Annotated in this window: 27 protein-coding genes and 1 pseudogene; 12 read left to right on the top strand and 16 right to left on the bottom strand. The window is 46.8% G+C overall.

The features are described from left to right. The first annotated feature begins 29 nt into the window (after positions 1–29). Positions 30–1,043 carry an asparaginase gene (gene ansA / locus AB0763_RS05060; RefSeq protein ID WP_306101331.1) on the top strand — a complete coding sequence of 338 codons (1,014 nt, stop codon included), beginning with the start codon at positions 30–32 and terminating at the stop codon, positions 1,041–1,043. Between the two features lie 279 nt (positions 1,044–1,322). Here the strand turns inward: ansA and AB0763_RS05055 are convergent, their stop codons facing one another. Further along, positions 1,323–1,610: a YeaC family protein gene (locus AB0763_RS05055; protein ID WP_306101332.1), complete on the bottom strand. Its 288-nt coding sequence runs from the start codon at positions 1,608–1,610 to the stop codon at positions 1,323–1,325. A gap of 105 nt (positions 1,611–1,715) precedes the next feature. Between AB0763_RS05055 and AB0763_RS05050 the strand changes: the two genes are divergently transcribed. Continuing rightward, positions 1,716–2,585 (top strand): DUF2989 domain-containing protein, encoded by an 870-nt coding sequence (locus AB0763_RS05050; RefSeq protein WP_306101333.1) that lies wholly within the window; start codon positions 1,716–1,718, stop codon positions 2,583–2,585. 141 nt (positions 2,586–2,726) lie between these two features. On the opposite strand, the gene msrB is transcribed toward AB0763_RS05050, so the two are convergent. After that, positions 2,727–3,131, bottom strand: coding sequence for a peptide-methionine (R)-S-oxide reductase MsrB (gene msrB, locus AB0763_RS05045; protein WP_306101334.1), 405 nt, complete (start codon positions 3,129–3,131; stop codon positions 2,727–2,729). Between the two features lie 376 nt (positions 3,132–3,507). On the opposite strand from msrB, the gene gap reads away from it, so the two are divergent. The 4 genes from gap (at position 3,508) to AB0763_RS05025 (ending at position 7,072) form a co-directional block, all read left to right on the top strand. Beyond that, a complete protein-coding gene (gene gap / locus AB0763_RS05040) occupies positions 3,508–4,503 on the top strand; it encodes a type I glyceraldehyde-3-phosphate dehydrogenase (RefSeq protein ID WP_306101335.1) in 996 nt (331 codons plus the stop codon). An 86-nt stretch (positions 4,504–4,589) separates the two neighbouring features. Then, a complete protein-coding gene (locus AB0763_RS05035) occupies positions 4,590–5,474 on the top strand; it encodes a D-hexose-6-phosphate mutarotase (protein WP_306101336.1) in 885 nt (294 codons plus the stop codon). 171 nt (positions 5,475–5,645) lie between these two features. Then, complete coding sequence (gene rlmA, locus AB0763_RS05030) at positions 5,646–6,482, top strand: 23S rRNA (guanine(745)-N(1))-methyltransferase (protein ID WP_306101337.1); 837 nt, start codon at positions 5,646–5,648, stop codon at positions 6,480–6,482. A gap of 194 nt (positions 6,483–6,676) precedes the next feature. Beyond that, complete coding sequence (locus AB0763_RS05025; RefSeq protein ID WP_306101338.1) at positions 6,677–7,072, top strand: hypothetical protein; 396 nt, start codon at positions 6,677–6,679, stop codon at positions 7,070–7,072. Between the two features lie 167 nt (positions 7,073–7,239). Here AB0763_RS05025 and grxB read toward each other — a convergent pair whose 3' ends face one another. From grxB to AB0763_RS05010, 3 genes are all read right to left on the bottom strand, one after another. Next, positions 7,240–7,872 carry a glutaredoxin 2 gene (gene grxB / locus AB0763_RS05020; protein ID WP_306101339.1) on the bottom strand — a complete coding sequence of 211 codons (633 nt, stop codon included), beginning with the start codon at positions 7,870–7,872 and terminating at the stop codon, positions 7,240–7,242. A gap of 25 nt (positions 7,873–7,897) precedes the next feature. Then, positions 7,898–8,923 (bottom strand): zinc-binding alcohol dehydrogenase family protein, encoded by a 1,026-nt coding sequence (locus AB0763_RS05015; RefSeq protein ID WP_306101340.1) that lies wholly within the window; start codon positions 8,921–8,923, stop codon positions 7,898–7,900. 117 nt (positions 8,924–9,040) lie between these two features. Then, positions 9,041–10,138, bottom strand: coding sequence for an L-dopachrome tautomerase-related protein (locus AB0763_RS05010; RefSeq protein ID WP_306101341.1), 1,098 nt, complete (start codon positions 10,136–10,138; stop codon positions 9,041–9,043). Positions 10,139–10,380: 242 nt separating this feature from the next. On the opposite strand from AB0763_RS05010, the gene AB0763_RS05005 reads away from it, so the two are divergent. Next, positions 10,381–11,298, top strand: coding sequence for a LysR family transcriptional regulator (locus AB0763_RS05005; protein ID WP_306101342.1), 918 nt, complete (start codon positions 10,381–10,383; stop codon positions 11,296–11,298). Between the two features lie 40 nt (positions 11,299–11,338). On the opposite strand, the gene AB0763_RS05000 is transcribed toward AB0763_RS05005, so the two are convergent. From AB0763_RS05000 to AB0763_RS04980, 5 genes are all read right to left on the bottom strand, one after another. Further along, entirely contained in the window at positions 11,339–11,677 is a 339-nt protein-coding gene (locus AB0763_RS05000) for a cytosolic protein (protein ID WP_306101343.1), read from the bottom strand. A gap of 372 nt (positions 11,678–12,049) precedes the next feature. Beyond that, positions 12,050–12,472, bottom strand: a complete 423-nt coding sequence (locus AB0763_RS04995; protein ID WP_306101344.1) for a pyrroline-5-carboxylate reductase — start codon at positions 12,470–12,472, stop codon at positions 12,050–12,052. After that, positions 12,438–12,659, bottom strand: coding sequence for an NAD(P)-binding domain-containing protein (locus AB0763_RS04990; protein WP_306101345.1), 222 nt, complete (start codon positions 12,657–12,659; stop codon positions 12,438–12,440). Before AB0763_RS04990 ends, AB0763_RS04995 begins: the two co-directional genes overlap by 35 nt. A 10-nt stretch (positions 12,660–12,669) precedes the next feature. Then, positions 12,670–13,710 carry a zinc-dependent alcohol dehydrogenase family protein gene (locus tag AB0763_RS04985; protein WP_137282533.1) on the bottom strand — a complete coding sequence of 347 codons (1,041 nt, stop codon included), beginning with the start codon at positions 13,708–13,710 and terminating at the stop codon, positions 12,670–12,672. Positions 13,711–13,888: 178 nt separating this feature from the next. After that, entirely contained in the window at positions 13,889–14,356 is a 468-nt protein-coding gene (locus AB0763_RS04980; protein WP_306101346.1) for an Lrp/AsnC family transcriptional regulator, read from the bottom strand. 142 nt (positions 14,357–14,498) lie between these two features. Between AB0763_RS04980 and AB0763_RS04975 the strand changes: the two are divergent. The 4 genes and pseudogenes from AB0763_RS04975 (at position 14,499) to AB0763_RS04960 (ending at position 17,389) form a co-directional block, all read left to right on the top strand. Beyond that, positions 14,499–15,671: pseudogene (locus AB0763_RS04975) on the top strand (pyridoxal phosphate-dependent aminotransferase). Positions 15,672–15,675: 4 nt separating this feature from the next. After that, positions 15,676–16,560, top strand: coding sequence for an AEC family transporter (locus AB0763_RS04970; protein WP_306101347.1), 885 nt, complete (start codon positions 15,676–15,678; stop codon positions 16,558–16,560). A 283-nt stretch (positions 16,561–16,843) separates the two neighbouring features. Further along, complete coding sequence (locus AB0763_RS04965; protein ID WP_306101348.1) at positions 16,844–17,086, top strand: type II toxin-antitoxin system Phd/YefM family antitoxin; 243 nt, start codon at positions 16,844–16,846, stop codon at positions 17,084–17,086. Between the two features lie 6 nt (positions 17,087–17,092). Next, complete coding sequence (locus AB0763_RS04960) at positions 17,093–17,389, top strand: type II toxin-antitoxin system RelE/ParE family toxin (protein WP_306101349.1); 297 nt, start codon at positions 17,093–17,095, stop codon at positions 17,387–17,389. A 309-nt stretch (positions 17,390–17,698) separates the two neighbouring features. Here the strand turns inward: AB0763_RS04960 and AB0763_RS04955 are convergent, their stop codons facing one another. Continuing rightward, a complete protein-coding gene (locus AB0763_RS04955; RefSeq protein ID WP_306101350.1) occupies positions 17,699–18,151 on the bottom strand; it encodes a YcgN family cysteine cluster protein in 453 nt (150 codons plus the stop codon). Positions 18,152–18,373: 222 nt separating this feature from the next. On the opposite strand from AB0763_RS04955, the gene AB0763_RS04950 reads away from it, so the two are divergent. Further along, complete coding sequence (locus AB0763_RS04950) at positions 18,374–18,625, top strand: YkgJ family cysteine cluster protein (protein ID WP_306101544.1); 252 nt, start codon at positions 18,374–18,376, stop codon at positions 18,623–18,625. A gap of 27 nt (positions 18,626–18,652) precedes the next feature. On the opposite strand, the gene recR is transcribed toward AB0763_RS04950, so the two are convergent. From recR to AB0763_RS04925, 5 genes are all read right to left on the bottom strand, one after another. Next, a complete protein-coding gene (gene recR, locus AB0763_RS04945; RefSeq protein WP_306101351.1) occupies positions 18,653–19,252 on the bottom strand; it encodes a recombination mediator RecR in 600 nt (199 codons plus the stop codon). A gap of 18 nt (positions 19,253–19,270) precedes the next feature. After that, positions 19,271–19,600 carry a YbaB/EbfC family nucleoid-associated protein gene (locus AB0763_RS04940; RefSeq protein WP_306101352.1) on the bottom strand — a complete coding sequence of 110 codons (330 nt, stop codon included), beginning with the start codon at positions 19,598–19,600 and terminating at the stop codon, positions 19,271–19,273. A 73-nt stretch (positions 19,601–19,673) separates the two neighbouring features. After that, complete coding sequence (gene dnaX, locus AB0763_RS04935) at positions 19,674–21,722, bottom strand: DNA polymerase III subunit gamma/tau (protein ID WP_368643879.1); 2,049 nt, start codon at positions 21,720–21,722, stop codon at positions 19,674–19,676. 21 nt (positions 21,723–21,743) lie between these two features. After that, positions 21,744–22,289: an adenine phosphoribosyltransferase gene (apt, locus tag AB0763_RS04930; protein ID WP_306101354.1), complete on the bottom strand. Its 546-nt coding sequence runs from the start codon at positions 22,287–22,289 to the stop codon at positions 21,744–21,746. 291 nt (positions 22,290–22,580) lie between these two features. Further along, complete coding sequence (locus AB0763_RS04925; RefSeq protein WP_306101355.1) at positions 22,581–23,687, bottom strand: response regulator; 1,107 nt, start codon at positions 23,685–23,687, stop codon at positions 22,581–22,583. Positions 23,688–23,788: the final 101 nt, after the last annotated feature.

The raw sequence follows: 23,788 nt of genomic DNA, 5'->3' as shown, positions 1-23,788 counted from the left end.
ATTTGGATTGATGAAAGAAGTTGTAGATCATGGCTAGAAAACACATTTATATCGCTTACACAGGCGGCACGATTGGCATGCAAAAATCGGCTCACGGCTATGTGCCGGTGGCTGGTTTTATGGAAACTCAGCTAAAAAACATGCCTGAGTTTCACCGCTCAGAAATGCCCGAATACACCATTCATGAATATGCGCCGCTTATCGATTCGTCTGATATGACGCCAGCCGATTGGCAACAAATCGCCGATGATATCCAATCTAACTACGACAAATACGACGGTTTTGTCATCTTACACGGCACCGACACCATGGCTTACACGGCTTCGGCGCTCTCCTTTATGTTGGAAAATTTGGCCAAGCCTGTCATCGTCACCGGCTCGCAAATTCCATTGGCGGAGTTGCGCTCGGATGGCCAAGCCAACTTGTTAAACGCTCTGCATATTGCGGCAAATTACCCGATCAATGAAGTGACCTTGTTTTTCAACAATCAGTTGATGCGCGGCAATCGCAGCACCAAATCCCACGCTGACGGTTTTAACGCCTTTACGTCACCAAACTTGCCTCCCCTACTTGAAGCGGGGATCAACATTCAGGTAAGCAATAATATTGAAGTCAACAGGCTGCCATCTGGGCCATTTAAAGTGCATCAAATTACCCCGCAACCGATTGGGGTGATCACCATGTACCCTGGTATATCGCATGAAGTGATCCGCAACACACTGCGTCAGCCAGTCAATGCGATGATTCTACTGACCTTCGGTGTCGGCAACGCGCCGCAAAACCCAGAATTGCTCGCCCACCTCAAAGAAGCCTCAGAGCGTGGCGTGATCGTGGTCAACCTTACCCAGTGCTTGGCAGGCAAGGTCAACATGGGCGGTTATGCCACAGGCTGTGCGCTTGCCGAGGCAGGCGTGATCAGCGGCTACGACATGACCCCAGAAGCTGCCTTGGCCAAGCTGCATTACTTGTTGAGCCAAGACTTATCTTATGAAGAGATCAAACAAGAAATGCAGCGCGTTTTGCGCGGTGAAATGAGTTTGTAAACCGCTCGAGTAAGTGGCGATGGCACTCTAGCCTCGTTAAAGACATTCAACCTTCGTCAAAATAGGCCAAAATCTGGCCTATTTTTTGATTCTAAGCGGCTTATACCAATCTAACTAAATAGCTGGTCACCCTAGCTGGTTAAAAAACTCGATAACATCGTTAAGAAAATAACTTGTAGAACAACTACTAACTGTCTTGTATTTATAAATAAATAGGTTGCCTTGTTCTCAAGCTTTTTCTCTGCGCTATCATTGACCACATACTTAATCAGATTGGTATTAATCTTGATTGGGGTTGGTGGTGAAAATGGCGTCTCCTTGGTTGATCTGCCACTCTTTTTTCATGTCCATCTTCGATTTGATGTGAATTTCACCACTTTGGTCAATCGACATGTGATCTGGGTTTTCATTGTGCTTGGCTTGATACATCATGACCGCTTGCATGCATGAATCTCGTTGTTCTTGGGTGAGCTTGCCGCCGTCGGGCCAACGTCCCGTTTCTATAGCGTACAATAGACGCTGGTAAATTTGTGGGGTAATCGACGCTAATAGTTGCTCGGTGTTCATTACTTTGTCTCATCTATTGGTTATACTAAGACCTTACTCCAAGCTCGCAGCAGGTCAAGCTTGTCAATGGATAATATCGAAATGGATCACTAGGTTACGTTACCAATGAACACAATTTTGCTCTCTGGCGCTGTCACTGTAGTCAGCACATTGCTTCTCTCGGGTTGTTTTGAAAAACAATACACCACCCAAGAGCTTTGCGACCGCCACGCTCAATTGCAATGCCAAGAACTCAATATGAACGACAGCCAGTGTCGCGTAGCAAGAACCGATGTGATTTGGCAGCGTTTTGACGTGTTAAGAGATCCGAGTGATGACAACTTGATCGACGCCTACTACAAAACCGCCAGCTACCGACAATGCCTAGAATTGGCATCGCAAATCAATACCCTGACGCAAACCGATGTCAAACGCAAACGCTACGAAGCCTTGGTCGCCAGTATCGATGAGCTCGATGCGTTGACAAAACGCCTGAGCGATTCACGCTCCGCGGACGCCCTTTACTTTTTGTGGAGTCAACTGGGTGACAAAGAAGCGCAAAGACAATTTTTACAGCTCGAAGGTAGCAAACAAGTTGAAACCGCTCACCTTCAATACGCGTTGGCGACCTACTATGTTCAACACGACCGCGAAAAAACCCTGCACTTTTTGCAACGGGCATTAGAGCTGACGAGCGCCGATCAAGTCAATCCAGATATCGTCAAAACACTGGCGAGCTTGTACCAACAAATGGGCGATAAAGAACACGCGTACCTGTGGACTCAAGTTGCTAAACACATGGACATTGCCGTCGCAAGCGACAAACAATTGCAGCGTTTGATTCCGCTCGAAGCCGATACTGAGAAACAACTGAAAAAAGACGCCAAAGTCGTTTATCAGGCGATCATGGAAGGCGACTATAAAGCGTCCATGACCCATCAAGCCTCCGAGTCCGTCTTAGCGACCGACCCTGACCAACCAGCGAGTGAAAGCTAGCCGATGGTATCGAGGCGATTAACGTGCTTAACCACGTGTACTCAGGCCAGCGCTAAGCCACTGGCCTTGTAATCACATCGAGTTCGTGTCACCAAATACCTTTGGTGACAGAGAAGGGTGACAGAGAAGCCTCGCCACAGATTAGGCATCTTTTTCAAACACCAACGAAATTGAATTCACGCAGTAACGTTCACCTGTGGTCTTTGGGCCGTCTTCAAACACATGACCAAGGTGGCTATCGCAGCGCTGACAACGAATTTCGACTCGCTGCATGCCATGACTGTTATCTTGCAAATAACGAATAGCTTCTGGGTTAATCGGGGCGTCGAAACTTGGCCAGCCGCAGCCAGAATCGTACTTATTTTGCGAAGAAAACAACGGCGCTTGGCAACAAGTGCAGTGATACAGACCGGTGTCTTTATTGTGTAAAAGCTTGCCACTGAACGGCGGCTCGGTGCCTTGCTGACGACAAACGTAATACGCTTCTTCGCTTAATTCTTCTCGCCATTGTTGGTCTGATTTTGGGTTGTAGGGGGTATCAGTCACAAAAATTCCTATCGATTGATTGAGTGTCTTTATGAATACGTTTTATTCGATGATGTATTAGCAACTTATAAAATTTCAAAAATGAGAACTAAGGTTGCATTAAAGTAAGGTTGTAGCTCATACCTTTTCACCATAGCATGTCTGCCATTGGAATTTGGATCTTATCTCAAATGTTCACACATCCCCCGCGGGTATGCACTGTTTTTGCGCTCAAATGAACAAAAAAACACCAGAAAAAGAAAAAAGCAAAAAAAAGGTCGGCTTTTTTTTGACTTTGAACAAGTAAGATCCGATTATCTGTTGCAGATTTTTACTGGCTTTTGTAATTTCAATGCCAGTTATCTTTACTCAGAAATTAAGTTGTGGAGCAACTATAATGACTATCAAAGTAGGTATTAACGGTTTTGGCCGTATCGGTCGTTTTGTTTTTCGTGCGTCAGTTGAGCGTGAAGACATCGAAGTAGTCGGTATCAACGATCTAATCGACGTTGAATACATGGCATACATGCTAAAATACGACTCAACTCACGGTCGTTTCAACGGCACTGTTGAAGTTCAAGACGGCAACCTAATCGTTAACGGTAAAACTGTTCGCGTAACTGCAGAGCGCAACCCAGCTGACCTTAAATGGGACGCAATTGGTGTTGACGTTGTTGCTGAAGCAACAGGTCTATTCCTAACTGACGAAACTGCTCGTAAACACATCGAAGCTGGCGCGAAGAAAGTGGTTCTAACTGGCCCTTCTAAAGACGCAACTCCAATGTTCGTAATGGGCGTTAACGACGCTTCTTACGCTGGTCAAGACATCGTTTCTAACGCTTCTTGTACTACTAACTGTCTTGCACCTATCGCAAAAGTACTTAACGACAAGTTCGGTATCGAATCTGGTCTAATGACGACTGTTCACGCAACGACTGCAACGCAAAAAACCGTTGACGGCCCATCTGTAAAAGACTGGCGCGGTGGCCGTGGTGCTTCTCAGAACATCATCCCATCTTCAACTGGTGCAGCGAAAGCGGTAGGTAAAGTTCTTCCTGAGCTTAACGGTCTTCTAACTGGTATGGCTTTCCGCGTACCAACTGCTGACGTTTCTGTTGTTGACCTAACAGTTAACCTAAAAGAAGCGGCTTCTTACGAGCAAATCTGTGCAGCAATGAAAGAAGCTTCTGAAGGCGAACTTAAAGGCGTTCTAGGTTACACTGAAGACGACGTTGTTTCTCAAGACTTCATCGGCGAAGTTCAAACTTCAGTATTTGATGCTAAAGCTGGTCTTTCTCTAAACGAGAAATTCGTTAAAGTTATCTCTTGGTACGACAACGAAATCGGCTACTCAAACAAAGTTCTAGACCTAATCGCACACATCTCTAAATAAGAGAGTTGATTAAGTTTTGAATTTAAAAGGCGGCCATGGGTCGCCTTTTTTGGCTCTAATGCCCGTGTTTTTCTATGGAGGTTGTGATGAATTGGTATACGCTTGCTGCCACTGACGAAATCTCATCGAGTATTTCGCGTGTTGACTATCAATCTTGTTCTTTGTTGAGAATTATCCACCCGAAAGTCAAAGGGGTCATTTCTTTATTTGGCGGCCATGTGATCAGTTGTCAGCCCAAAGGGAAAGACGATCTTCTTTGGCTTAGTGAACAAGCCATTTTTGACGCAAAAACCGCCTTGCGCGGGGGGATCCCACTTTGCTTTCCATGGTTTAATAAAGCAGGTTTACCCAGCCACGGGTTTGCCCGTATTTCGAACTGGGCGCTCGATAGCTATGAAGAAACACCACAAGGGGTAACGGTCACTCTCGTGCTGAGCAATAACGAACAGACGCAGCAGATTTGGCCATTCGCTTTTGATGCCAAGCTCACAGTGATCTTTTCCGATAGCTTATCTGTCTCCCTCTCGGTCACCAACAGCGATGACAAGCCCTGGCGTTATTCAGGTGCGTTACACAGTTATCTCAAACTCGGCGATATCCGCCAAGCCAGTGTCAAAGGCTTAGGCCCACTTTATTTGGACAGCCTTGATCAACGCCAAGAAAAGCGCAGCTTATTACCGTTAATCGTCAACCAAGAAGTCGACCGAGTGTACACAAAAGCGGAGCCAACGATTACCATCAACGATGACTCGCTCAACAGGCAACTTTCTGTGCACAACGGCAATAACAACAGTGTGGTCGCGTGGAACCCTTGGCAACACGGTGCACAAGCGATGAAAGATATGGCCGATAACGGCTATGAGCAGTTTGTTTGTATTGAATCGACGGTGTTTGCTGACACGATTGAAACGGGTCGTTTGGTCGAGCCAGGGCAAACCGACACCTTGTCGACCATCATTTCTGCTCGCTGAACACCGCTCCAATGACTTCACGCTACAGTGAAGTCATTGCTCACGCCACTTCGCCCCTGCCCTTACCAAGTCACCTTTGCCGACCAAACGGCGTCGTCGGTATAAATAGGCTGGATGACGATCACGCTTCTTGCTAACATTGCCGCCATTAGACAATGACCTGAGGTCTTTATGGCATATCACTGCCCTATTTGTTCTTTTGCTCTTGAACAGCAATCCAACAGTTACCGCTGCCCACAAGGCCATCAATTTGATATTGCCAAAGAAGGGTATGTCAACTTACTGCCAGTACAACAAAAAAAATCTAAAGATCCCGGTGACAACCAGTTAATGACGCAAGCACGGCGCCGGTTTTTAAGCTCTGGCCATTACGATGCGCTGCGCCATCACGTGGCCCAACAGTTAAACCGTGTCTTGTCACCCGATGCGAGTGCCATTCTCGATTTGGGCTGTGGAGAAGGCTTTTACACCCAAGGTCTACACGAGGAGCTAAGCGCTCGCGCCAATGTGCCTGAGGTCTATGGTATCGACATTTCAAAAGTCGCCGTTCGCTATGCGGCAAAGCGTTACCGCCAATGCCGCTTTAGTGTCAGCTCTAGCTACCATTTGCCCTTTGCCGACCAAAGCCTTGATGGGGTTGTACGTATTTACGCGCCGAGTGAGGCAACGGAGTTACAACGCGTGCTCAAGGCCAATGGCTTACTGCTAACCGTGACTCCTGCGCAACGCCACTTGTATCAACTTCGCGAGCAAATCTATACCGATGTGCGTCTGCACGCGGCAGAGCCTGAGTTAATTGAAGGGTTTACCCTATTAGAAAACAATAGGTTAAGTCATACCATGTCGTTAAGCGGTCAAGAAGCCCACGATTTACTCTTAATGACCCCTTTTGCTTGGAAAGCCAGTGATGAGTTTAAACAGCGGTTAGTTGAATCTCGAACTTTTGAATGTGAAGCCGACTTTTCGATTGCCTTGTACCAAAAAAACGCCACTGTTTCTGATGAGTAAACGATCTTTTTGACACCTGACACGCGTTGGATACGCCGGTAAAAATTTGGCCCGTTATTTGCTGAACTGAATACTATCCACTCGACTTTGGGGCAAAAATTAGACATAGACCGTCTTTTTTTGCCCAAGTTTTTTCCAACAGTGGCGATACAGTATTTGACGACAAAATAACCAACGTGTGACCGGAGCCTGATATGACGAGTATTCAACATTCTTCTTCACCTTCCCCATTAAGTGGTGCAAATCAGGCCAGCCTTGCGACTCATCAAACACTCAAAGAGACTGACGCAGCAACGCCCCCCTCCCCTTCAACTCAAGTTTCTCTCTCTGCGGAAGGCAAAGCCTTACTGCAAGCCCTAAAAGAAATTGATCAAGAAGCGCCACCGGTCGAAAAACCCAAATCCTTTGGTGATAAAGTCGAATCCTTCACCCATGGTGCCCTTGGTCTCGATCCCCCCAAAGATGATGACGATATCGATGATGCGACGGCGAAACAAGAGCAGGAAGATGACAAGGACGATTCGTATACCGCCGGTAAATATGCGAAAGCCGCCGCCACTATTGGCACCATTTTACTGGCGGTGATTTAGTCATTCAATTGCTGCAGCCTAAGCCCGGAAATAAAGCCCAGTAATCAAAAAGCGCCGTCACCTTGGCCGGTTTTACTCCCATACCAAAATGACGGCGCTTTATGAGTTCTTTAGCGACCTTAGCGAATGGTTACTCGTTAGAGTACCCTCGGATATTATCAAGTCGCTTAAGCCAGCAACCCAATATTGAGCTCAATACTCTTGTTTTCCAACCATGCACGTAAGGCTTTTGGCCAAACCATACTCGGCTCAACCGCCCACCCGCGCAATAAGGAAAAGTAAATTGCCTGATCGATCAACGGTAATTCACTCTCTTCGTGGCTCAATTGCAAGTGTTGCTCTGCTTTGAGTAACTGCCCATTCACTTCGTCAACAATCATTGCCGTGTTTGCCAGTAGCTGGGCAAAATTGAGGTCTGCAGTCTGTTTTTTCTTCTGCCAAGTATCGATGCTGTGCGAAGTGGCAAACTCTCTTAAACCCAGTGCTGGCCAACGCGGGTAACCAATTTTTTGCAATAATGGCAAACTCTCACGTTGAAAATCCAAGGTCTCATTCCTCGCTGTGTTCTTGACCTCTTGGCCTCCTTTTGCAAAGAAATAGGCCATGATATCTAAGCTTTCTGCCATCACACTGCCGTCTTCTTTTTGCAACACAGGCACCTGCTTTTGCCCAGTCAAATCCATTAAGGTTTGCGCATCGGCATAATCAACCACTTGGTATTCTAGCTCGAGATTCAGTGTATTTGCCACATAAGCCACACGAGCACAAAAAGGACAGTGTTGGTAAATAAACAGTTTCATGGCTACCCTCCTTGTTCCGATGCGATCAGTATTTAATCGCTGTTTTACCAATCGAAGCACCGCTTTCAATCAGTGTATGCGCCTCTTTAAGTGTAGCGACACTAAAGCCGTTCAAGGTGGTGGTCAGTGTCGATTGAAGTCGCCCTGAATCGATTAAGTTGGCCGCTTGGAACAAAATGTCTTGCTGTTTTTGAATGTCTGCCGTGTTAAACAGTGAACGCGTAAACATCAACTCCCAAACAAACCCAGCCGATTTGCCTTGTAACGCAGACAGATCGACACCGCCATCAAACTCAACAATGGAACTGATCATACCTTGTGGCGCAATGAGCTCAACCATCGCATCCCAATGGCCTTTGGTATCCGCAACGTTGAAAATATAATCAACATATTGAATGCCTTGCTCGCGTACAGAGGCCACTAAATCGCGATGATTGACAACGTAATCAGCGCCCATCTCTTTGACCCATTGCTCGGTCTCGGGGCGTGAGGCGGTTGCAATCACGGTCAGATTGGTCAGTTGTTTGGCCAGTTGAATGGTGATGGAGCCAACGCCACCAGCGCCGCCAATAATCAAAATCGACTTCTTCTCTTCTGGGCGAACGCGTAAACGATCAAACAAGGCTTCCCACCCAGTGAGTGTCGCAAGTGGCATCACTGCCGCAGCGTCATCAGACAAGCTTTTAGGGGCATGGGCCGTAATTCGATAGTCAACGGCTTGGTATTGGGCATTCGCCCCCATGCGTGTCACATCGCCTGCATAGTAGACTCGGTCGCCGATCTCAAAACCATCGACCTTGTCACCTTTAGCAACAACTTCACCCACGGCGTCGTAGCCCAATACTTTGGCTTGCTCTAAAGTTTTATCTTTGGCATTGCGAATGCGGATTTTGGCATCAGCCGGGTTAATCGATGTCGCGCTAACTTTAACCAGTAAATCGCGTTCTTTTATCTCGGGCAGCGCCGTTTCAAACTCAAATAAACTGTTTTGTTCCGCAATCGCCAGTGATTGAGTAAAACCAATCGCTTTCATAGTAGATGGTAATGACATAAGGATTCTCCTGTTAAGCGCCAGTACAAGGCAAGATGCACGCATTCTGCACTGGCTTGATATCAATTCGTTAGGGCCTAACGCGAGCGACAAGGCGTAGCGCTGAGGCCGTGAAAGTTATTTTTGCTCGTTGCCGGCCAATTTGAATCGGACAACATGAAATGGCTTCGTTGCTCCTTCTTCTCCTTCATTAAGCGCTGGAGTAAGGTGAAGCGAGTTTTGTGTCGCGTATAAATAGCCGTCGTGAATCGCGAAACCATCGGCCCAAGACAAAAGCTTGTCGTCTTGAGCAAAGGTGCTTAAACCGTCTTTTCTAACGAGACTAATGGCATTTCTCTCGACATCCCCGACGTAGATATCGCCATTCTTTGCCATGATCATGCCGTCACTTGGGTGCTTTTCTTGATAAAATTCAATCGTATCAGCAAGGGCTTGCTCGCTGAGTGTTGCGTCGGCAAGAGCACTGGCCGGTAAACGGTAAATCGCACTGCCGTTGACGGTGCCGAAATAAACCCACTGATTATCAGCATCGATCGTGATGGGATTCACCCCCAGATAAAGCGCATCCGAGTGACCATCTTCGCGTTTTGTCGCCATTAATGAGTCATCGATAATCACATCGTGTTGCGGAGCAACCAGCGCAGAACTTGATTGAAGAACGCGGCGAGATTGCCCAGTGGTTAAATCCACGACAACGAATGCGGGAGCCGGATCACCAAACAAGTTACCCAAGCTGGTATCGGCGATGTACATAAGATTGCGCTTAGTATCGAGTGCAAAATCTTGCAAAAATGAGTTACTCGCCATCGCCTCTTTATTTATTTCAATACGCTTATAGAGTCGGTCATTGAGGGTATCCCAGGCGATGATTTGCGCTGGATGGTTAGCGCTGCCCATGTCCAAAATCCACACAATGCCCCCTTCGCTACTGTCGATACCGATCACTGCAGAAATCCCCACCTCACCGTGCTCTGGGCCATCAGACCAATCTTCATTTGGGAAAGGTTTGGTTGAGCCGTCGGCCATTAATTCGACCACGCGATACTTTGGCGCATCCAGAGGCTGCATCGAAAGAAAGGTTCGCCCTTGCTCCGTGACGGTGATATTGCCAGGACGAGTGCCATGGAGCTCGGCGACAACTTCGACGTCGGCAGCGTGGGCTAAGTTAATGGTTACTGTCACCGCTATGGTGAGTAGTGATGTCATCGCTTTCATTTGGTCTACCTTTGTGTCAGTGGATGATCCCGTTTTAGGTCGGATAAGGGCAAATTGGATTGTTCACACGACTCATTTCGTTGCCGTATGGGTATGGCGAGTATCATAAGGCCGCTATTACTAATGAAAAAGCGCCTTTAATTTGAATTATTTTCAAAAATTTTTTGATAAACTTTGAAAGTTACCCGTTGCTGACCTATAAATGTCTGCGAATAAAGGGTCATTTGGGATAAGGGGGAGTTATGCATACTGAAGATTTAAACGTTGTTTTAAAAGTGGCGGAGCTTCGCAGCATTACCGCTGCGGCAACCAACTTAGACATGCGCACCGCCACAGCCAGTGCGGCTATCAAACGTGTAGAAGCGGCATTAGGTGTGGAACTGTTTGTACGTACCACTCGTCATTTAAGGTTGTCCCCGGCAGGAGAGCGTTATTTGCCTCAATGTGAAGCCGCACTCAAAATGCTCGAACACGCCAAAGTGAGTATGCAAGAAGATTTGGGGATCATTGAAGGTGAAATTCGCATTGCCTTATCGTCTGATTTGGGCAGAAACCTGGTGACACCTTGGCTTGATGAATTTCTAGCTCACTACCCCAATGTGTCTTTGCGTGCCAGTATCAGTGACAGCAACATTGACTTTTATCGCGACTCTGTCGATATGGCGCTTCGCTATGGATCTCCAAGCGATGCCAGTCTTTATGGGTTTAAGATCTGTGATGTGCCAAGGGTATTGTGTGCCAGCCCAGAGTATTTAAGTCATCACCCCACCCCAACAAAACCCGATGAGTTACTCGAACACAATGTTTTGTTTTATCAACTGCATGATGTGTTGCAAAATGAGTGGCTATTTCACCGTGGTGAGCATACTCATAAAGTCAAACTCAAGGGCAATAGAGCGTCCAATGATGGCGATCAGGTGCGCCGTTGGTGTGTTGCCGGTCAGGGCATTGCGATTAAGTCGAGCCTAGATATGTCGCAGGATCTGTTAGCGGGGCGAGCGGTCAGCGTGATGCGTGAGTATCAAGCTACGCCAACAGAGCTTTGGCTCGTTTGTCCAAGCCGTCAATCGATTACCCCAACGGTTCGACTACTGAGGGATTTGTTTCGAGATAAAACCAAAGCGATCCTCGAACAATTGCGGTCGATTGAGGCCATTTGATCGCTCTTGGACAAATGGCATCGAGAAATGGCAGTTACATTCAGTCCATGCGGGTAACGAAAGTTTGGTCTTCATCGACAAACGCAACATAACCACCATGATAAATAAACACTCGGCCTCGCCCTTCCACTAAGCAAGCGAGTTGCGGATTTAAATCTTCTTCAACCCCTTCGCGCACCAACGTGCCAGTATCTGTGATCACACCATTCAGATTTGGCAAGTATCCGTAACTGCGTTTGGCTTGGTCAATAAGGCTCAACTCACTGGTGGTAGAAAAGCAGTGTGGGATGGAACCGGCGTCTTGGATAAATAAGGGTTTTAGCTCTTCAAAACCGGTTATCACCAGCCAGTCGATGTCGTTAACGCGATGGATAAACATAAAGGTTCTCAGTTGTTGTGGTGGCGAGATTGTATCATTTCCAGCAGGGTAGCTTGTAGGGTTTGTCTCTGTCTTATTTTTGCCATAATAACGATGGCTTGATTTGGGCATTACAATTTCATACTGTCAAAATACCCCTTCAGCAACATACCACCACAGACAAACAAACTTTTGGACATTTTCAATTTAGGACGATAGAACGATTTCTACTCTATCGATAAGTTTTAGTATACCAAAACGACAATGACCACCATTTATAACGGTGGTCGCCGTAACAGGAATTGGACATCAGTGAGCATTTTTAAAAGCTGGAGCATATTAGTAGTTCGCATAACTATGCATTTAAGTAGCTCATATATTGCCTCTGCCTACTTAAACACTTAATTCCAAAGCACGCTGGTATGCCGCTTTAACCGCTTGTTTTACAGCACTTTCAACTTCTCTCTCATGCAGAGTAGTAAGCGCCGCTTCAGTGGTTCCTCCGGGTGACGCAATACGTTGGCAAAGTGTATCTGGTTCATCATCAGATAGTGATGCTAATTTTGCAGCCCCCAGGGCTGTATGACCAACCAGGCGCTTTACATCATCAGATCTCATCCCTAGCTCTTCACCAGCTGAGATCATGCATTGCATCATAAGCAGGAAATACGCCGGACCGCTACCAGAAAGCGCTGTGACTAGGTTAATGTCATTTTCATTCTGTACTTCTAAGCACTCACCAAAAGATTCAGCGACCGTGGTTGCAAGCTTCTTTTGTTGTTCATCGGTGTTGGCATTTGCATATAAACCAGACATCCTGCGTTTTACTTACCGTAGATACACCATATTTGTCTGATAACCATGCCACTCTTTCTGCGGATGGTTCTGACACCTGTATATCTTGCGCCAGAAAACCTTTCGAAATCAGCCCACTAATCATGGCGGCGGCCATATTACCACCCCCAATAAACCCGATAATCGGAGATTGTTTATCTTGTGTCATTTCGCCCTCCTTAGAAACCTGTAACAACCGTAACGCCAGGTGTGGTTGCCGAATCCATAGTGGTTAGAGCCTCAATCGATTGTTCCAGGCTGATAGTGCGGCCCAGCAATTTCTCGGGTGTTAATTTTCCGGACATCATCATGGCTAACATGGCATCGTAACGATGTGCTTGCATGCCGTGGCTACCTATAATTTCCAGTTCGTCAGCGATAACTTTAGCCATAGGCATAGCAGGATTGGCCTGTTCAGCAAGTAATAACCCGACTTGTATATGCTTGCCTAATTTTCGCAAGCTCTTCACCGAGTTTACACAGGTGATAGGGTGCCCCAGAGCATCAAGAGAAACATGTGCACCTCCTTTACTGATCTCAATTACAGCTTCTGCAACATCAGCGACTTTATTGCCATTTACCGTGGCTACAGCCCCAAGCGAGCGTGCCATTTCCAGCTTGGTATCATCAATATCGATGGCGATTACATTGGCACCAATTGCAGTCGCAATCATAATCGCTGACAGGCCGACACCACCACAGCCATGTACTGCTACCCATTGTCCGGCAGAAACTTTGCCTTGATCGACTACCGCTCTGAACGAAGTTACAAACCGGCAGCCAAGGCTGGCTGCTGTAACAAAGTCCAGATGCTCTGGTAGGGTGACCAAATTTACGTCAGCGTGATCAACAGTGGTGTATTCAGCAAATGATCCCCAATGCGTAAAGCCGGGCTGAGTCTGGTTACCACACACCTGATGATTACCGGTATTACACTCGGGACAGGAGCCACATGCGTTTACAAACGGCACTGTCACTCGCTGGCCAACCTTGAACCTATTCACCTCTGAACCAACTTCTTCGATAACACCGGCAAATTCATGACCGGGTACGTGCGGGAGTACAACGTCCTCATCATGACCTTGCCAGCAGTGCCAGTCACTGCGACATACGCCAGTCGCTTCAACTTTAATTACCACACCATGGGAAGCGGGTGTTGGATCCGGTACATTTTTGATTTCTGGAATAGATGAAAATTTTTCTATAACGACGGCTTTCATAGGCTTCTCCGCAGTGCTGTTTAGTGGTATCAGTTGTTAATAGTCTATCTTTGTGCGAAGAAATTACCTTGCAAAGGTTGCCTGGATATCAATCAAAAACTAAATAGTCTTTCATAAAACAACGTAATTATGAAAGACTAATTCAGATGTAAAGAAAGTGTGACATAGGTTGGTTTTGTCAGAGAGAAACCGGCAGCCTTGTGGATGACTTCAGCTCTCGTAGAGAAATATTTGAGCTAATCACAGACACGCCGGGTAGCTGCCTTAGCTCTCTTTCAACAAAATCGCTGTAATCATCAAGATCTTTAGCGACAACCTGGAGCATAAAATCCGAATCGCCGGTTGTATTGTGGCAAGAAAGCACGTTCTCAGAGCTTTGGATAATAGACTCGAAAATCCTGGTTGTTTCAGTATCATGCTTTGTACAGGTAAGCTGAACAAATGCCAGAACGCCAAACCCTAGCTTGCGGCGATTCAGGTTAGCCTGATACCCCTCTATATATCGCTCTTCTTCCAAGCGCTTTAGCCTCCTCCAACAGGGGGTTTCACTGATTGCCAGCTCTTGGGCAAGCTTTGCATTTGTTAAGCGTCCATCCTGCTGCAAACGCTGCAGTACAGCAATATCGACTTTATCAAGCTTCTTCATAGAAAGACTCCGCCATTAATGAGGTAATAATTGGAAGACTAATGCAAAAATGGGTTTATGTCACACCTGAAAAGCAAGGCAATTCCTGCTATGACCGATAAGATTAGAGCTTATTAGTCGAGTTTTTAGCCGAGGTACAACAATGCAGTCTTCCATACTTAGCGACATCAGTCCGGTTGCGTCACAATTAAAAGAGTCTTCTATCCGCGCTATTGCCAACTTTGGTATGTCGCAAAAAGATGTCATTCCCTTGTGGTTTGGAGAGTCAGATATTGTTACACCTGATTTTATTAAGCAGGCGGCTTTCGAAAGCCTGGAACAGGGGCAGACATTGTATACACCAAACAATGGTATACCGCAGTTGCGCCAGGCGCTGGCTGACTACCAGTCACGTCTGTTTGAGCGTCCGTTTACCGATGAGAATATCGTAGTGACCTTGTCTGGTACCAATGCGGTAATGCTTGCCGCTCAGGCCGTATTAAAGCCAGGGGATAAGGTGGTTGTTATCAGTCCTGCTTATCCGATACTGACCGCTATTCCAAGTCTACTTGGTGCGGAAGTCGTAGAGTTCCCGCTTACTCAAGTCGAAGGACGATTCGAACTGGATATGGAGGCGCTTTTTGCGGTGACGAAAGATGCCCAGGCATTAGTTATCAATTCACCAGCCAATCCGACTGGATGGATGGCGAGCGAACAACAGCTTAAAGCGATAACCGAGTTTTCTCGACAGACCGGGGTATGGGTAATCTCAGATGAAGTGTATAACCGCCATGTTTATGAGGGAATATCTGCCCCTTCCTTTTGTCAGTTCATCGATGACCATGATCGTATTATTGTTTGTAATAGTTTCTCCAAAACCTGGTGTATGACGGGATGGCGTTTGGGCTGGCTTACTCTGCCTAAGCCTCTCCGGCCAACGATTACCAAGCTGATTTAGTTTAATGTTTCCTGTGCTCCTGCCTTTGTTCAGGCCGCAGGCGTTGCTGCAATTGAGCAGGGCGAAGTCTTTTTACAACAGACACTGAAGCGTTTTCGTCATTCGAGAGATATGGTGCGTGAAGCATTAGGTAATATCTCTGGCGTAACCTTGTATGAAATGCCGGCAACCTTTTATGCCTTCCTGAAGGTTGATGGGTTAGCTAACAATAGCCAGCCATTTATTCTGGATATGATTGAGAGGTCTAAAGTAGGCGTCGCACCCGGGGAAGCATTTGGAGAGGCGGGGTGTGGTCACCTGCGTGTCTGTTACGGTACCAATCACACTAGTCTTGCCATCGCTTTAGAGCGTTTACAGACAGCACTGGAAAACAGGTAGTAAGATGTTTGAATTAGTCATTGGAATACTGTTTCCGCTATTTTCCCTCGTGGCTATGGGGTACGGCATTGGTCGTTGGATTAAAATGGATTTTCGGCCCATTAACCGTATTAACATGGATATGTTCTTGCCTGCTCTGGTGTTTTCTTCAGTAGGAACGATGCCACTTGATATGACCCAAGTGCCGCTGCTTAGTGCTTCGCTTGTTGCGATATTTATCCCTGGCTTGTTAATGGTTCCAATATGTCGGTTGTTTAAACTTCCTTACAAAGTCTGGGCTCCGCCACATATGTTTCGCAATAGTGGTAACTTAGCAATACCTCTCTTTACTTACACGTTTGGCGAGGATGCGATGGCACCAGCAGTACTGTTGCTCGTCGTTTCGGTTTGTACGCATGTCAGTCTTGGTCTGACATTAGTCAGCAAAGGGAATCCTCTTAAGCAGGTTGTACGTATGCCTATGTTTATCGCGGCTATTGTCGCTCTGATACTAAACTTGACCGACATTGGTGTCTGGGAGCCTCTTTATGATGCAACAGCACTTCTGGGGCAGACAGCCGTCCCAATTATGCTTTTATCCCTCGGGACTCAGATGTGTAATATGCGCCTGAGCGGTCTTAAAGTCGGTCTGCTTTGCACTCTGCAGTCGTTGGCAACAGGGGCAGTTACTTTTGGGATTATTTATATGCTTATTCCACTGCCGACCATGCATTTGCAGATGATGTTACTCTTTTCGATGTTGCCTCCAGCAGTCATGAATTACCTGCTTGCTGAGAGGTTTGGCCTTGAGCCTGCCAAGGTCGCTTCAATGGTTCTGTTTGGTAACTTTTTAAGCATCGTAACTTTGCCAGTGCTATTGACGATTGCTTTGTCATTAGAGCCTTTTTAATCAATGTTCTCTTTTGAATGTGCACACCCCGGTTCTGGTTCGACATTAGGAAATATAGGGCAAATTCTGACGGGATTTATCGATCGAAAATTTTTTTAGCAAATAATGGGGCAGATGCGAGTTACGCGAAATTAGGTAAACCGCTTATATCCGATTAGTAAAAGTATCTTGAAACCCTAAACGCTTGTTAGTTCACCTTTCGCACAAATCGCACGATGTAATTATATTAACCATTTCATGCGAACAACTATAATTTAACTGTGATCCCAGATTTGGAGTAATTGTGCACACTTTAACAGCAAATGATGCCAAACGTAATTTTGGTGAGTTACTTCTGAGCGCTCAACGTGAGCCAGTGAAAATTAGCAAAAATAGCAAAGATGTCGTAGTTGTTATGTCGATGAAGGATTATGAAGCGCTGGAGGCAATGAAAACTGATTACCTGAGACATTGTTTCGAGTCAGCGAAGCAAGACTTGACACAAGGCAATGTGGTTGATGGTGAAGACTTTTTAAACGCCTTATAACCCATTATGAAAAAGAGTGAATATAAGCTAAGTAAATTAGCACAGACTCATTTACAAAAAATCAAAAACTATACCGTCAACAATTTCTCTGAGATGCAGTGGCAAACCGACAAAAATACCTTACTAACAGGGTTTCAAATGCTTGCTGACAACCCGGCTGTTGGTTGCAGTTGCGATGAGATATACCCTAGTGGTTTTTATTTCCCGGTGGGCAAGCATACCGCGTACTTGACAAAAGAAGATGGCTTCATTTTAGTTGTTGCTGTACTCGGTCAATCACAACTTCCGCAGCACCACCTGTAGTTAAGTGTACACCCTAGAATTGGATTTATTCACTGGTAAACTAACGCCGCATTTAGCAGCGTTTTCCAAGTATACGCTTTGCCCTCTCTAGCACATGGTCAAAGCCATAGCGCTTTAATGGTTTTTTCTAGATCGAAGTCTTTAGTCGTGTGTCATTCCTTTTTGTAGATTATAGTGAAATGACACAGATTTCTAAACACTACCAATCAAACACTAGCCAGCAAGCCTAATCCGCTTTATTAACATGTTCGAGCTGCGACGAGCGGACTTAGTGCCACGCAAGCGCGTGACACAAAATGATTGACAGGATCAGCCACTGCGACCTGGGTGATTGATAATGTGATCTTCCCAGTCAATCACATCAATTTCATACACTACTTGATCCTTTACGCTTTCCCCTGCGCCGTGCATGGCGTCTTTACTTCCCGTGATCAACGGGTGCCACACAGGCAGCGACTTTCCTTCGGCCAACAAGCGATAAGCACAGGTATTTGGCAACCAATGAAACTCAGCAATTTTCTCTCGCGACAGTTTTAAACACGACTCGCCGGACTCAAAACGATTGGCGTAATCTTTACAGCTGCAGGTTTGATCATTAAGCCAGCTGCAAGCCACATTGGTGTAATAGACTTCCTCGGTGTCTTCATCCATTAACTTGTGTAAGCAACACTTGCCACATCCATCACACAAAGACTCCCACTCGTCTTCGCTCATTGCTTCTAGTGTTTTGGTTTGCCAAAAAGGCTGAGTTGTTGAATTCATATTGTGCTCACCTCATTATTTGAAGAGGGTTATACCGACTGTGATACTGACATGCAAGCGCTGGCAACCTCTCTTTTTCTCTCATTATCGCCATCAGCCCCAAAACACATCAACAACGGGAAGAATACAACCAGTATAGCGAAAACACAGAGCAATAGATTAACTGGATTTCTCGAGAAGTTTTGATAGACTCTGCCGCTCGCTGAGCAATGAGGAAAAATGATGGAATGTAGACTTGGCTGCGGCGCGTGCTGTATCGCCCCTAGTATCAGTAGCCCGATACCTGGCATGCCCAAAGGCAAACCGGCTGGGGTTCGCTGTGTACAGCTCGATGACAATAATTTATGTCGCCTATTTGGCAAAAAAGAAAGGCCTGATGTGTGTGCGCAGTTTAAAGCGTGCCCGGATATCTGCGGGCAAAACAACACTCAAGCCTTAGAGAACATTACTTTTTTAGAGACGCTGACCGTCTAAGTCACTGACGAACTGCCCAACAGTCAATTATAGCGTTTGACGCCCCAATAAAGAGTGAGACAAGGTGGTGCCATCGACCAACTCAAGCTCTCCTCCTACCGGTACACCGTGGGCGATGCGGCTTGCACGCACTTGATGCTCGCGGCAAAGTTCCGCAATATAATGAGCGGTCGCCTCGCCTTCCACCGTGGGATTGGTTGCTAAAATCACCTCAGTAATATCACCTTGCGCAAGCCTGCGATCAAACTTATCCAAACCAATATCACTCGGGCCAATGCCATCAAGCGGCGATAAATGCCCCATGAGAACAAAGTAGCGGCCAGAAAACAGCCCCGTCGCTTCTAAGGCGGCGATATCTGCTGGCGTCTCTACCACACAAATTTGACCGTTTTCCTGTCGCTTTGGGTTGGCACAGATACGACAAACGTCTTCTTCGGTAAAGGTACGACACTGCTGACAATGGCCAATTTCGGTCATCGCCTGAGACAACGCATCGGCCAGTCTCAAGCCGCCTTGACGATCCCTTTGCAACAAGGTAAAAGCCATGCGCTGTGCCGATTTCGGGCCAACACCCGGGAGACAACGCAAGGCTTCCATCAGTTGTTCCAGTAATTGACTGGTACGCATCGATTTACAACAACTGCGTTAGAATGGCATCTTCATGCCAGGTGGTAATTGCATTCCACCCGCCACAGAGGCCATTTTTTCTTCACGCTGCTCTTCAACACGTCGCGCTGCATCATTAAATGCCGCGGCAACCAGATCTTCTAGCATGTCTTTGTCGTCTTCCATCAAGCTGTCATCGATATCGACACGACGAACACTGTGACTTCCTGTTAGAGTGACTTTTACTAGGCCAGCACCTGACTCGCCAGTCACTTCCATATTGGCAATCTCTTCTTGAATTTTTTGCATGCGCTCTTGCATTTGCTGGGCTTGTTTCATCAAGTTGCCCATTCCGCCTTTACCAAACATAACTGTCTCTCTAATTGGTTGGATTTATCTTTATATAAGGTCAGATTCGTCAAAATTCAACCCATAACAGGGATTAAATCGGTCGAATACTTTGTTCATCGAGTTGGGCGTCAAAACGCTCACTCAACATGGCTACATTCTGATCTTGATTCAGACTCTCACAGGCCTTTTCCAGACGCTGCTGGTAAAGTTGCTCCCTGAGCTCTAACGGCGTTTGTCCCTGCTCGCCAATGACAATGCTCAATTGACACGTCGTCGACAAATGCTCGTTCAAAGCTTGATTTAATTCTTGATGTGCTCGTTCAGAATTCAAATGAGCCTGACTCTCGCGCAGTGTCAACGTAATGTGATCGCCTTGCTTATCGTAAGCCGAATTAAGCGCCAATTGCTCAACCAACTTCGCGATATTCAGGTGGCTGATGATCTCCGTCCACGCATCGAGTGTCTTGGCTTCTTCAAACAACTTTTTGCGCATTTCTGGCGTTTTTTCATGCTCCAAAGATTGCTTGACCAAGCTCGGGGTTAAGGTCGAGGCTTTTTCTGCTTTGTTGACCGGTTGCTGCGGACGCCATTGATAGGCCTCATCGGTATCAGGTGGCTTACTGTCTGCTGCGGGCTGAGATTGAGCAGGCGGCACGACGCCTTGTCCGTGTTGCGCTACAACTCTTTCAATTGCAGAGCTTGGACGAGCCGATGCCGCCTCAGGCTTTTTTGGGCTGTCTTTCGCTACCGCGCCCTTTCTTTGTGAGCGCAACTGGTGTCGAAGGCCACTTAATGGAGGACGATGAGCGGTTTCACTGCTTTGCGTTGGTTCGCTGTCATGCGGTGCTTGCGGTGCTTGCGGTGCTTGCGGTGCTTGCGGTGCTTGCGGTGCTTGCGGTGCTTGCGGTGCTTGCGGTGCTTGCGGTGCTTGCGGTGCTTGCGGTGCTTGCGGTGCTTGCGGTGCTTGCGGTGCTTGCGGTGCTTGATTGTCTGCAGGGGCTATTGCACTGTCAAGAGAAAATGCCTGTGCATTGTCTAACGTGTGCACCACTGCAGGCTCAGGACGAAAAGCCAACATACGAAGTAACAGCATTTCTGTGGCCATTTTACCGCTGGGGGCAAAGGCCAGATCTTCTCGTCCTTTTAAACCAATCTGGTAATACAACTGGACTTCTTGCGGGGTGAGCTGTTGCGCCAAACGGGCAATTTTTTCTGCGTCACTGGCAGCAAAATGATCCGTCGTTGGCACGGCTTGATGCATTGCAATACGGTGCAGCTGACTGATCAACTGCTGTAATAGCTCATCCCACTCGACACCGTGCTCAGCCAACTGCTTCACCGTCGATAGACAGTGAGCCGCATTTTTGGCCACTATCGACTCAATCAAGTTCAATGCATGCTCGGTATCAATACTGCCCAACATGTCCATAACCGGCTTAGTCAATACCTCGCCACCACCAAGCGCAATGGCTTGATCGGCTAAGCTCAGCGCATCGCGCATGCTGCCATCCGCCGATTGAGCAATCAAGTGCACCGCACGATGCTCATGCTTCACCGCTTCACTGTCTAATACCGATTCGAGTTGCTGATGAATGTCATCCACTTGAATCGGTTTTAAATGAAACTGTAAGCAACGAGATAAAATCGTAATCGGTAACTTTTGCGGATCGGTCGTTGCCAAAAGGAATTTGACATACTCAGGGGGCTCTTCCAACGTCTTCAACAAGGCGTTAAAAGAGTGACGCGACAACATGTGCACTTCATCGATCAAGTAGACCTTAAAACGACCTCGAGTCGGTTTGTATTGCACATTGTCGAGCAACTCACGGGTGTCTTCCACCTTAGTTCGCGAGGCTGCATCAATTTCGAGTAAATCAACAAATCGCCCTTGATCAATTTCAAGACAACTGTCGCACTGACCACAAGGGTGGTTGGTGATACCTTGCTCACAGTTTAATCCCTTGGCAAAAATACGCCCAAGTGTGGTTTTGCCGACGCCTCGAGTACCACTGAACAAATAAGCGTGATGCAATCGATTTTGGCTTAGCGCATTTTCTAGCGCTTTGACAACATGGGCCTGCCCAATCACGTGTTGAAATTGTTTAGGTCGCCACTTTCTAGCCAGTGCGAGATAACTCATACACCTTCCTGAATTAAAATATTAATGTCCGTCAAATTCACAAAGAGTATGCACGTTTAAGCCTAACTTTTCTAATCGTTGTTGGCCGCCAATCTCAGGTAAGTTGATAATAAATGCCGCGTGCTCCACTTCGCCACCAAGTTGACGGATCAAACTGGTTGTCGCTTCAATCGTACCACCGGTTGCGAGCAGATCATCCACCACCAACACTTTATCGCCCGGTTTGATCGCATCGGTATGAATTTCCAATGTGTCGGTACCGTATTCGAGATCGTACGACTGTGAAATAGTTTGACGTGGCAATTTCCCCGGTTTGCGAACCGGAACAAAACCTACGCCTAGTTCAAGCGCTAAAGGGGCTCCAAAAAGGAAACCACGCGCTTCAGTCCCCACCACTTTGGTAAAGCCCATTGCTTGATATTTTTCGACCAACAATTGAATCGTGGCTTGATAAGCTTCGGAGTCTTCCAGCAAACTGGTCACGTCGCGAAAAATAATGCCCGGCTTGGGGTAATCGGCAATACTTTGAATACTGGCTTTAATCTTATTGATGGTTTCTGTCGTCATAATCTTGAATTACTTATTGGATGAATCAGGCACGTTTGTGTTGAAGAGCTCATTTGTCCTTGGTTAAGACAAGCTCTTTGCTCAAATGAACGCACTTGAAACAAAAGGTATGGAAGATATGCCCAATTGACAATGTCGGAAATGATCAAATCCGGCATTTTACCGTGGGCAGCATGCGCATAATACTAGAGATTTTTGCCTCTGACAGCAATAACCCATTCAACGGAAAATCAAAAACACTCAGGTTTAAACGTTTGCGCAAGCAGAAAATTTGACACGCTTTGCTCCCGATCACACTCGGCGGCTGCGCAAAGTAAAATCGAAGTTCGACTTACCGGTTGCCCCCATCATCAATTGCCCTAAATGACCAATTGGCAATTCAATCTCATCGAGTGTGGGCGCCGTTTCCCCGCCCAAGATTCCGCAGCAGCGAAGCACGTGACGCTCAGAGCCACAATCCCACAGCGCCGATAAACCGGCAGGCAAAAAACGTATCGACCCGGTGGTAAAATCCGCCAAGCCGAACATGGCTTTAATTGGGGGCGCATAGCGATAAGACGCGATCCCCGCCTCCACTTGGCGGACCAGGTCTTTAAGGACCACAGTGCCCAAATACGCCTTGCGCAAATAATCGTCAAACAGAGTGCGTATCAACAATGCACTAACCACGCCGTGATCTTGCTCGGTATCAGAGTCGAGTAGGTAAAAAGCGAATTGACCTTGCATCAACCAGCGATAGTCAAAGACAAAAGGCATGGTTTCTGTGGTTTGCAATAATCGATAGGAGCAATGCCAATTGCCTTGACTAGAGTCTTGCTCAGGTAACAGGGCGCGCAGCAAATCACGGGCTTGGGCGGGATTTTCCTGCAACTGGTTTAAATGCCAATGCAGCTCTTGCTCCTCCGTGACTCTCTCCTCACTGGTTTCCGGCGGGAAAAAATGAGCCCCAAAGGCTTGTTGCTGAGTATAAACATCATGGCTTTTGTCGATGACCGCTTCGATAGAGCCCAGGAGTTGTTGGTAGTCTGCCACCGGTTTGGCAACAAATTCTTTAATCCCTAATCGGATGGCGTTGGCGACTTCTTTCATGTCTGACGTCGAAGAAATCACCATCAGTGGTAATGAAGGGTATTGTTGTGTCAACTCTTCGACTAACTCAATTCCATTGAGAAACGGCATATCAAGGTCACACAGCAACAAATCCGGAACTTGAGTTCGCAGGGCTTTTAGTGCATCGATGCCATTTTCAGCTTCGCTCACTCGATAACCATTGCGGGTTAAAAAGGCGGACGTAATACGACGAAAGACCGGGTCATCGTCGACAATCATAATCTGATAGGCTTTCTCAGGTTGACAATTGTTGTTTGCATCAACCTTAGCTGAGACCATTTTATTCATAGTTACATCCGCTAAATAACACTGCCAGAAATTTTATTGTACGATTTATCAATAAGCCATACAAAAGGTATTCGATTTTCTCATTCCGCATAAAACATAGA

Source organism: Vibrio sp. HB236076 (assembly GCF_040957575.1).
In the GTDB taxonomy this organism is placed as follows: domain Bacteria; phylum Pseudomonadota; class Gammaproteobacteria; order Enterobacterales; family Vibrionaceae; genus Vibrio.
This window is presented reverse-complemented; position numbering and strand designations above follow the sequence as displayed.

Coding starts and splice junctions, on each gene's coding strand:
- ansA (WP_306101331.1), top strand. CDS start 30: ATGGCTAGAAAACACATTTATATCGCTTACACAGGCGGCACGATTGGC.
- AB0763_RS05055 (WP_306101332.1), bottom strand. CDS start 1,610: ATGAACACCGAGCAACTATTAGCGTCGATTACCCCACAAATTTACCAG.
- AB0763_RS05050 (WP_306101333.1), top strand. CDS start 1,716: ATGAACACAATTTTGCTCTCTGGCGCTGTCACTGTAGTCAGCACATTG.
- gap (WP_306101335.1), top strand. CDS start 3,508: ATGACTATCAAAGTAGGTATTAACGGTTTTGGCCGTATCGGTCGTTTT.
- AB0763_RS05035 (WP_306101336.1), top strand. CDS start 4,590: ATGAATTGGTATACGCTTGCTGCCACTGACGAAATCTCATCGAGTATT.
- rlmA (WP_306101337.1), top strand. CDS start 5,646: ATGGCATATCACTGCCCTATTTGTTCTTTTGCTCTTGAACAGCAATCC.
- AB0763_RS05025 (WP_306101338.1), top strand. CDS start 6,677: ATGACGAGTATTCAACATTCTTCTTCACCTTCCCCATTAAGTGGTGCA.
- grxB (WP_306101339.1), bottom strand. CDS start 7,872: ATGAAACTGTTTATTTACCAACACTGTCCTTTTTGTGCTCGTGTGGCT.
- AB0763_RS05015 (WP_306101340.1), bottom strand. CDS start 8,923: ATGTCATTACCATCTACTATGAAAGCGATTGGTTTTACTCAATCACTG.
- AB0763_RS05010 (WP_306101341.1), bottom strand. CDS start 10,138: ATGAAAGCGATGACATCACTACTCACCATAGCGGTGACAGTAACCATT.
- AB0763_RS05005 (WP_306101342.1), top strand. CDS start 10,381: ATGCATACTGAAGATTTAAACGTTGTTTTAAAAGTGGCGGAGCTTCGC.
- AB0763_RS05000 (WP_306101343.1), bottom strand. CDS start 11,677: ATGTTTATCCATCGCGTTAACGACATCGACTGGCTGGTGATAACCGGT.
- AB0763_RS04995 (WP_306101344.1), bottom strand. CDS start 12,472: ATGTCTGGTTTATATGCAAATGCCAACACCGATGAACAACAAAAGAAG.
- AB0763_RS04990 (WP_306101345.1), bottom strand. CDS start 12,659: ATGACACAAGATAAACAATCTCCGATTATCGGGTTTATTGGGGGTGGT.
- AB0763_RS04985 (WP_137282533.1), bottom strand. CDS start 13,710: ATGAAAGCCGTCGTTATAGAAAAATTTTCATCTATTCCAGAAATCAAA.
- AB0763_RS04980 (WP_306101346.1), bottom strand. CDS start 14,356: ATGAAGAAGCTTGATAAAGTCGATATTGCTGTACTGCAGCGTTTGCAG.
- AB0763_RS04970 (WP_306101347.1), top strand. CDS start 15,676: ATGTTTGAATTAGTCATTGGAATACTGTTTCCGCTATTTTCCCTCGTG.
- AB0763_RS04960 (WP_306101349.1), top strand. CDS start 17,093: ATGAAAAAGAGTGAATATAAGCTAAGTAAATTAGCACAGACTCATTTA.
- AB0763_RS04955 (WP_306101350.1), bottom strand. CDS start 18,151: ATGAATTCAACAACTCAGCCTTTTTGGCAAACCAAAACACTAGAAGCA.
- AB0763_RS04950 (WP_306101544.1), top strand. CDS start 18,374: ATGGAATGTAGACTTGGCTGCGGCGCGTGCTGTATCGCCCCTAGTATC.
- recR (WP_306101351.1), bottom strand. CDS start 19,252: ATGCGTACCAGTCAATTACTGGAACAACTGATGGAAGCCTTGCGTTGT.
- AB0763_RS04940 (WP_306101352.1), bottom strand. CDS start 19,600: ATGTTTGGTAAAGGCGGAATGGGCAACTTGATGAAACAAGCCCAGCAA.
- dnaX (WP_368643879.1), bottom strand. CDS start 21,722: ATGAGTTATCTCGCACTGGCTAGAAAGTGGCGACCTAAACAATTTCAA.
- apt (WP_306101354.1), bottom strand. CDS start 22,289: ATGACGACAGAAACCATCAATAAGATTAAAGCCAGTATTCAAAGTATT.
- AB0763_RS04925 (WP_306101355.1), bottom strand. CDS start 23,687: ATGAATAAAATGGTCTCAGCTAAGGTTGATGCAAACAACAATTGTCAA.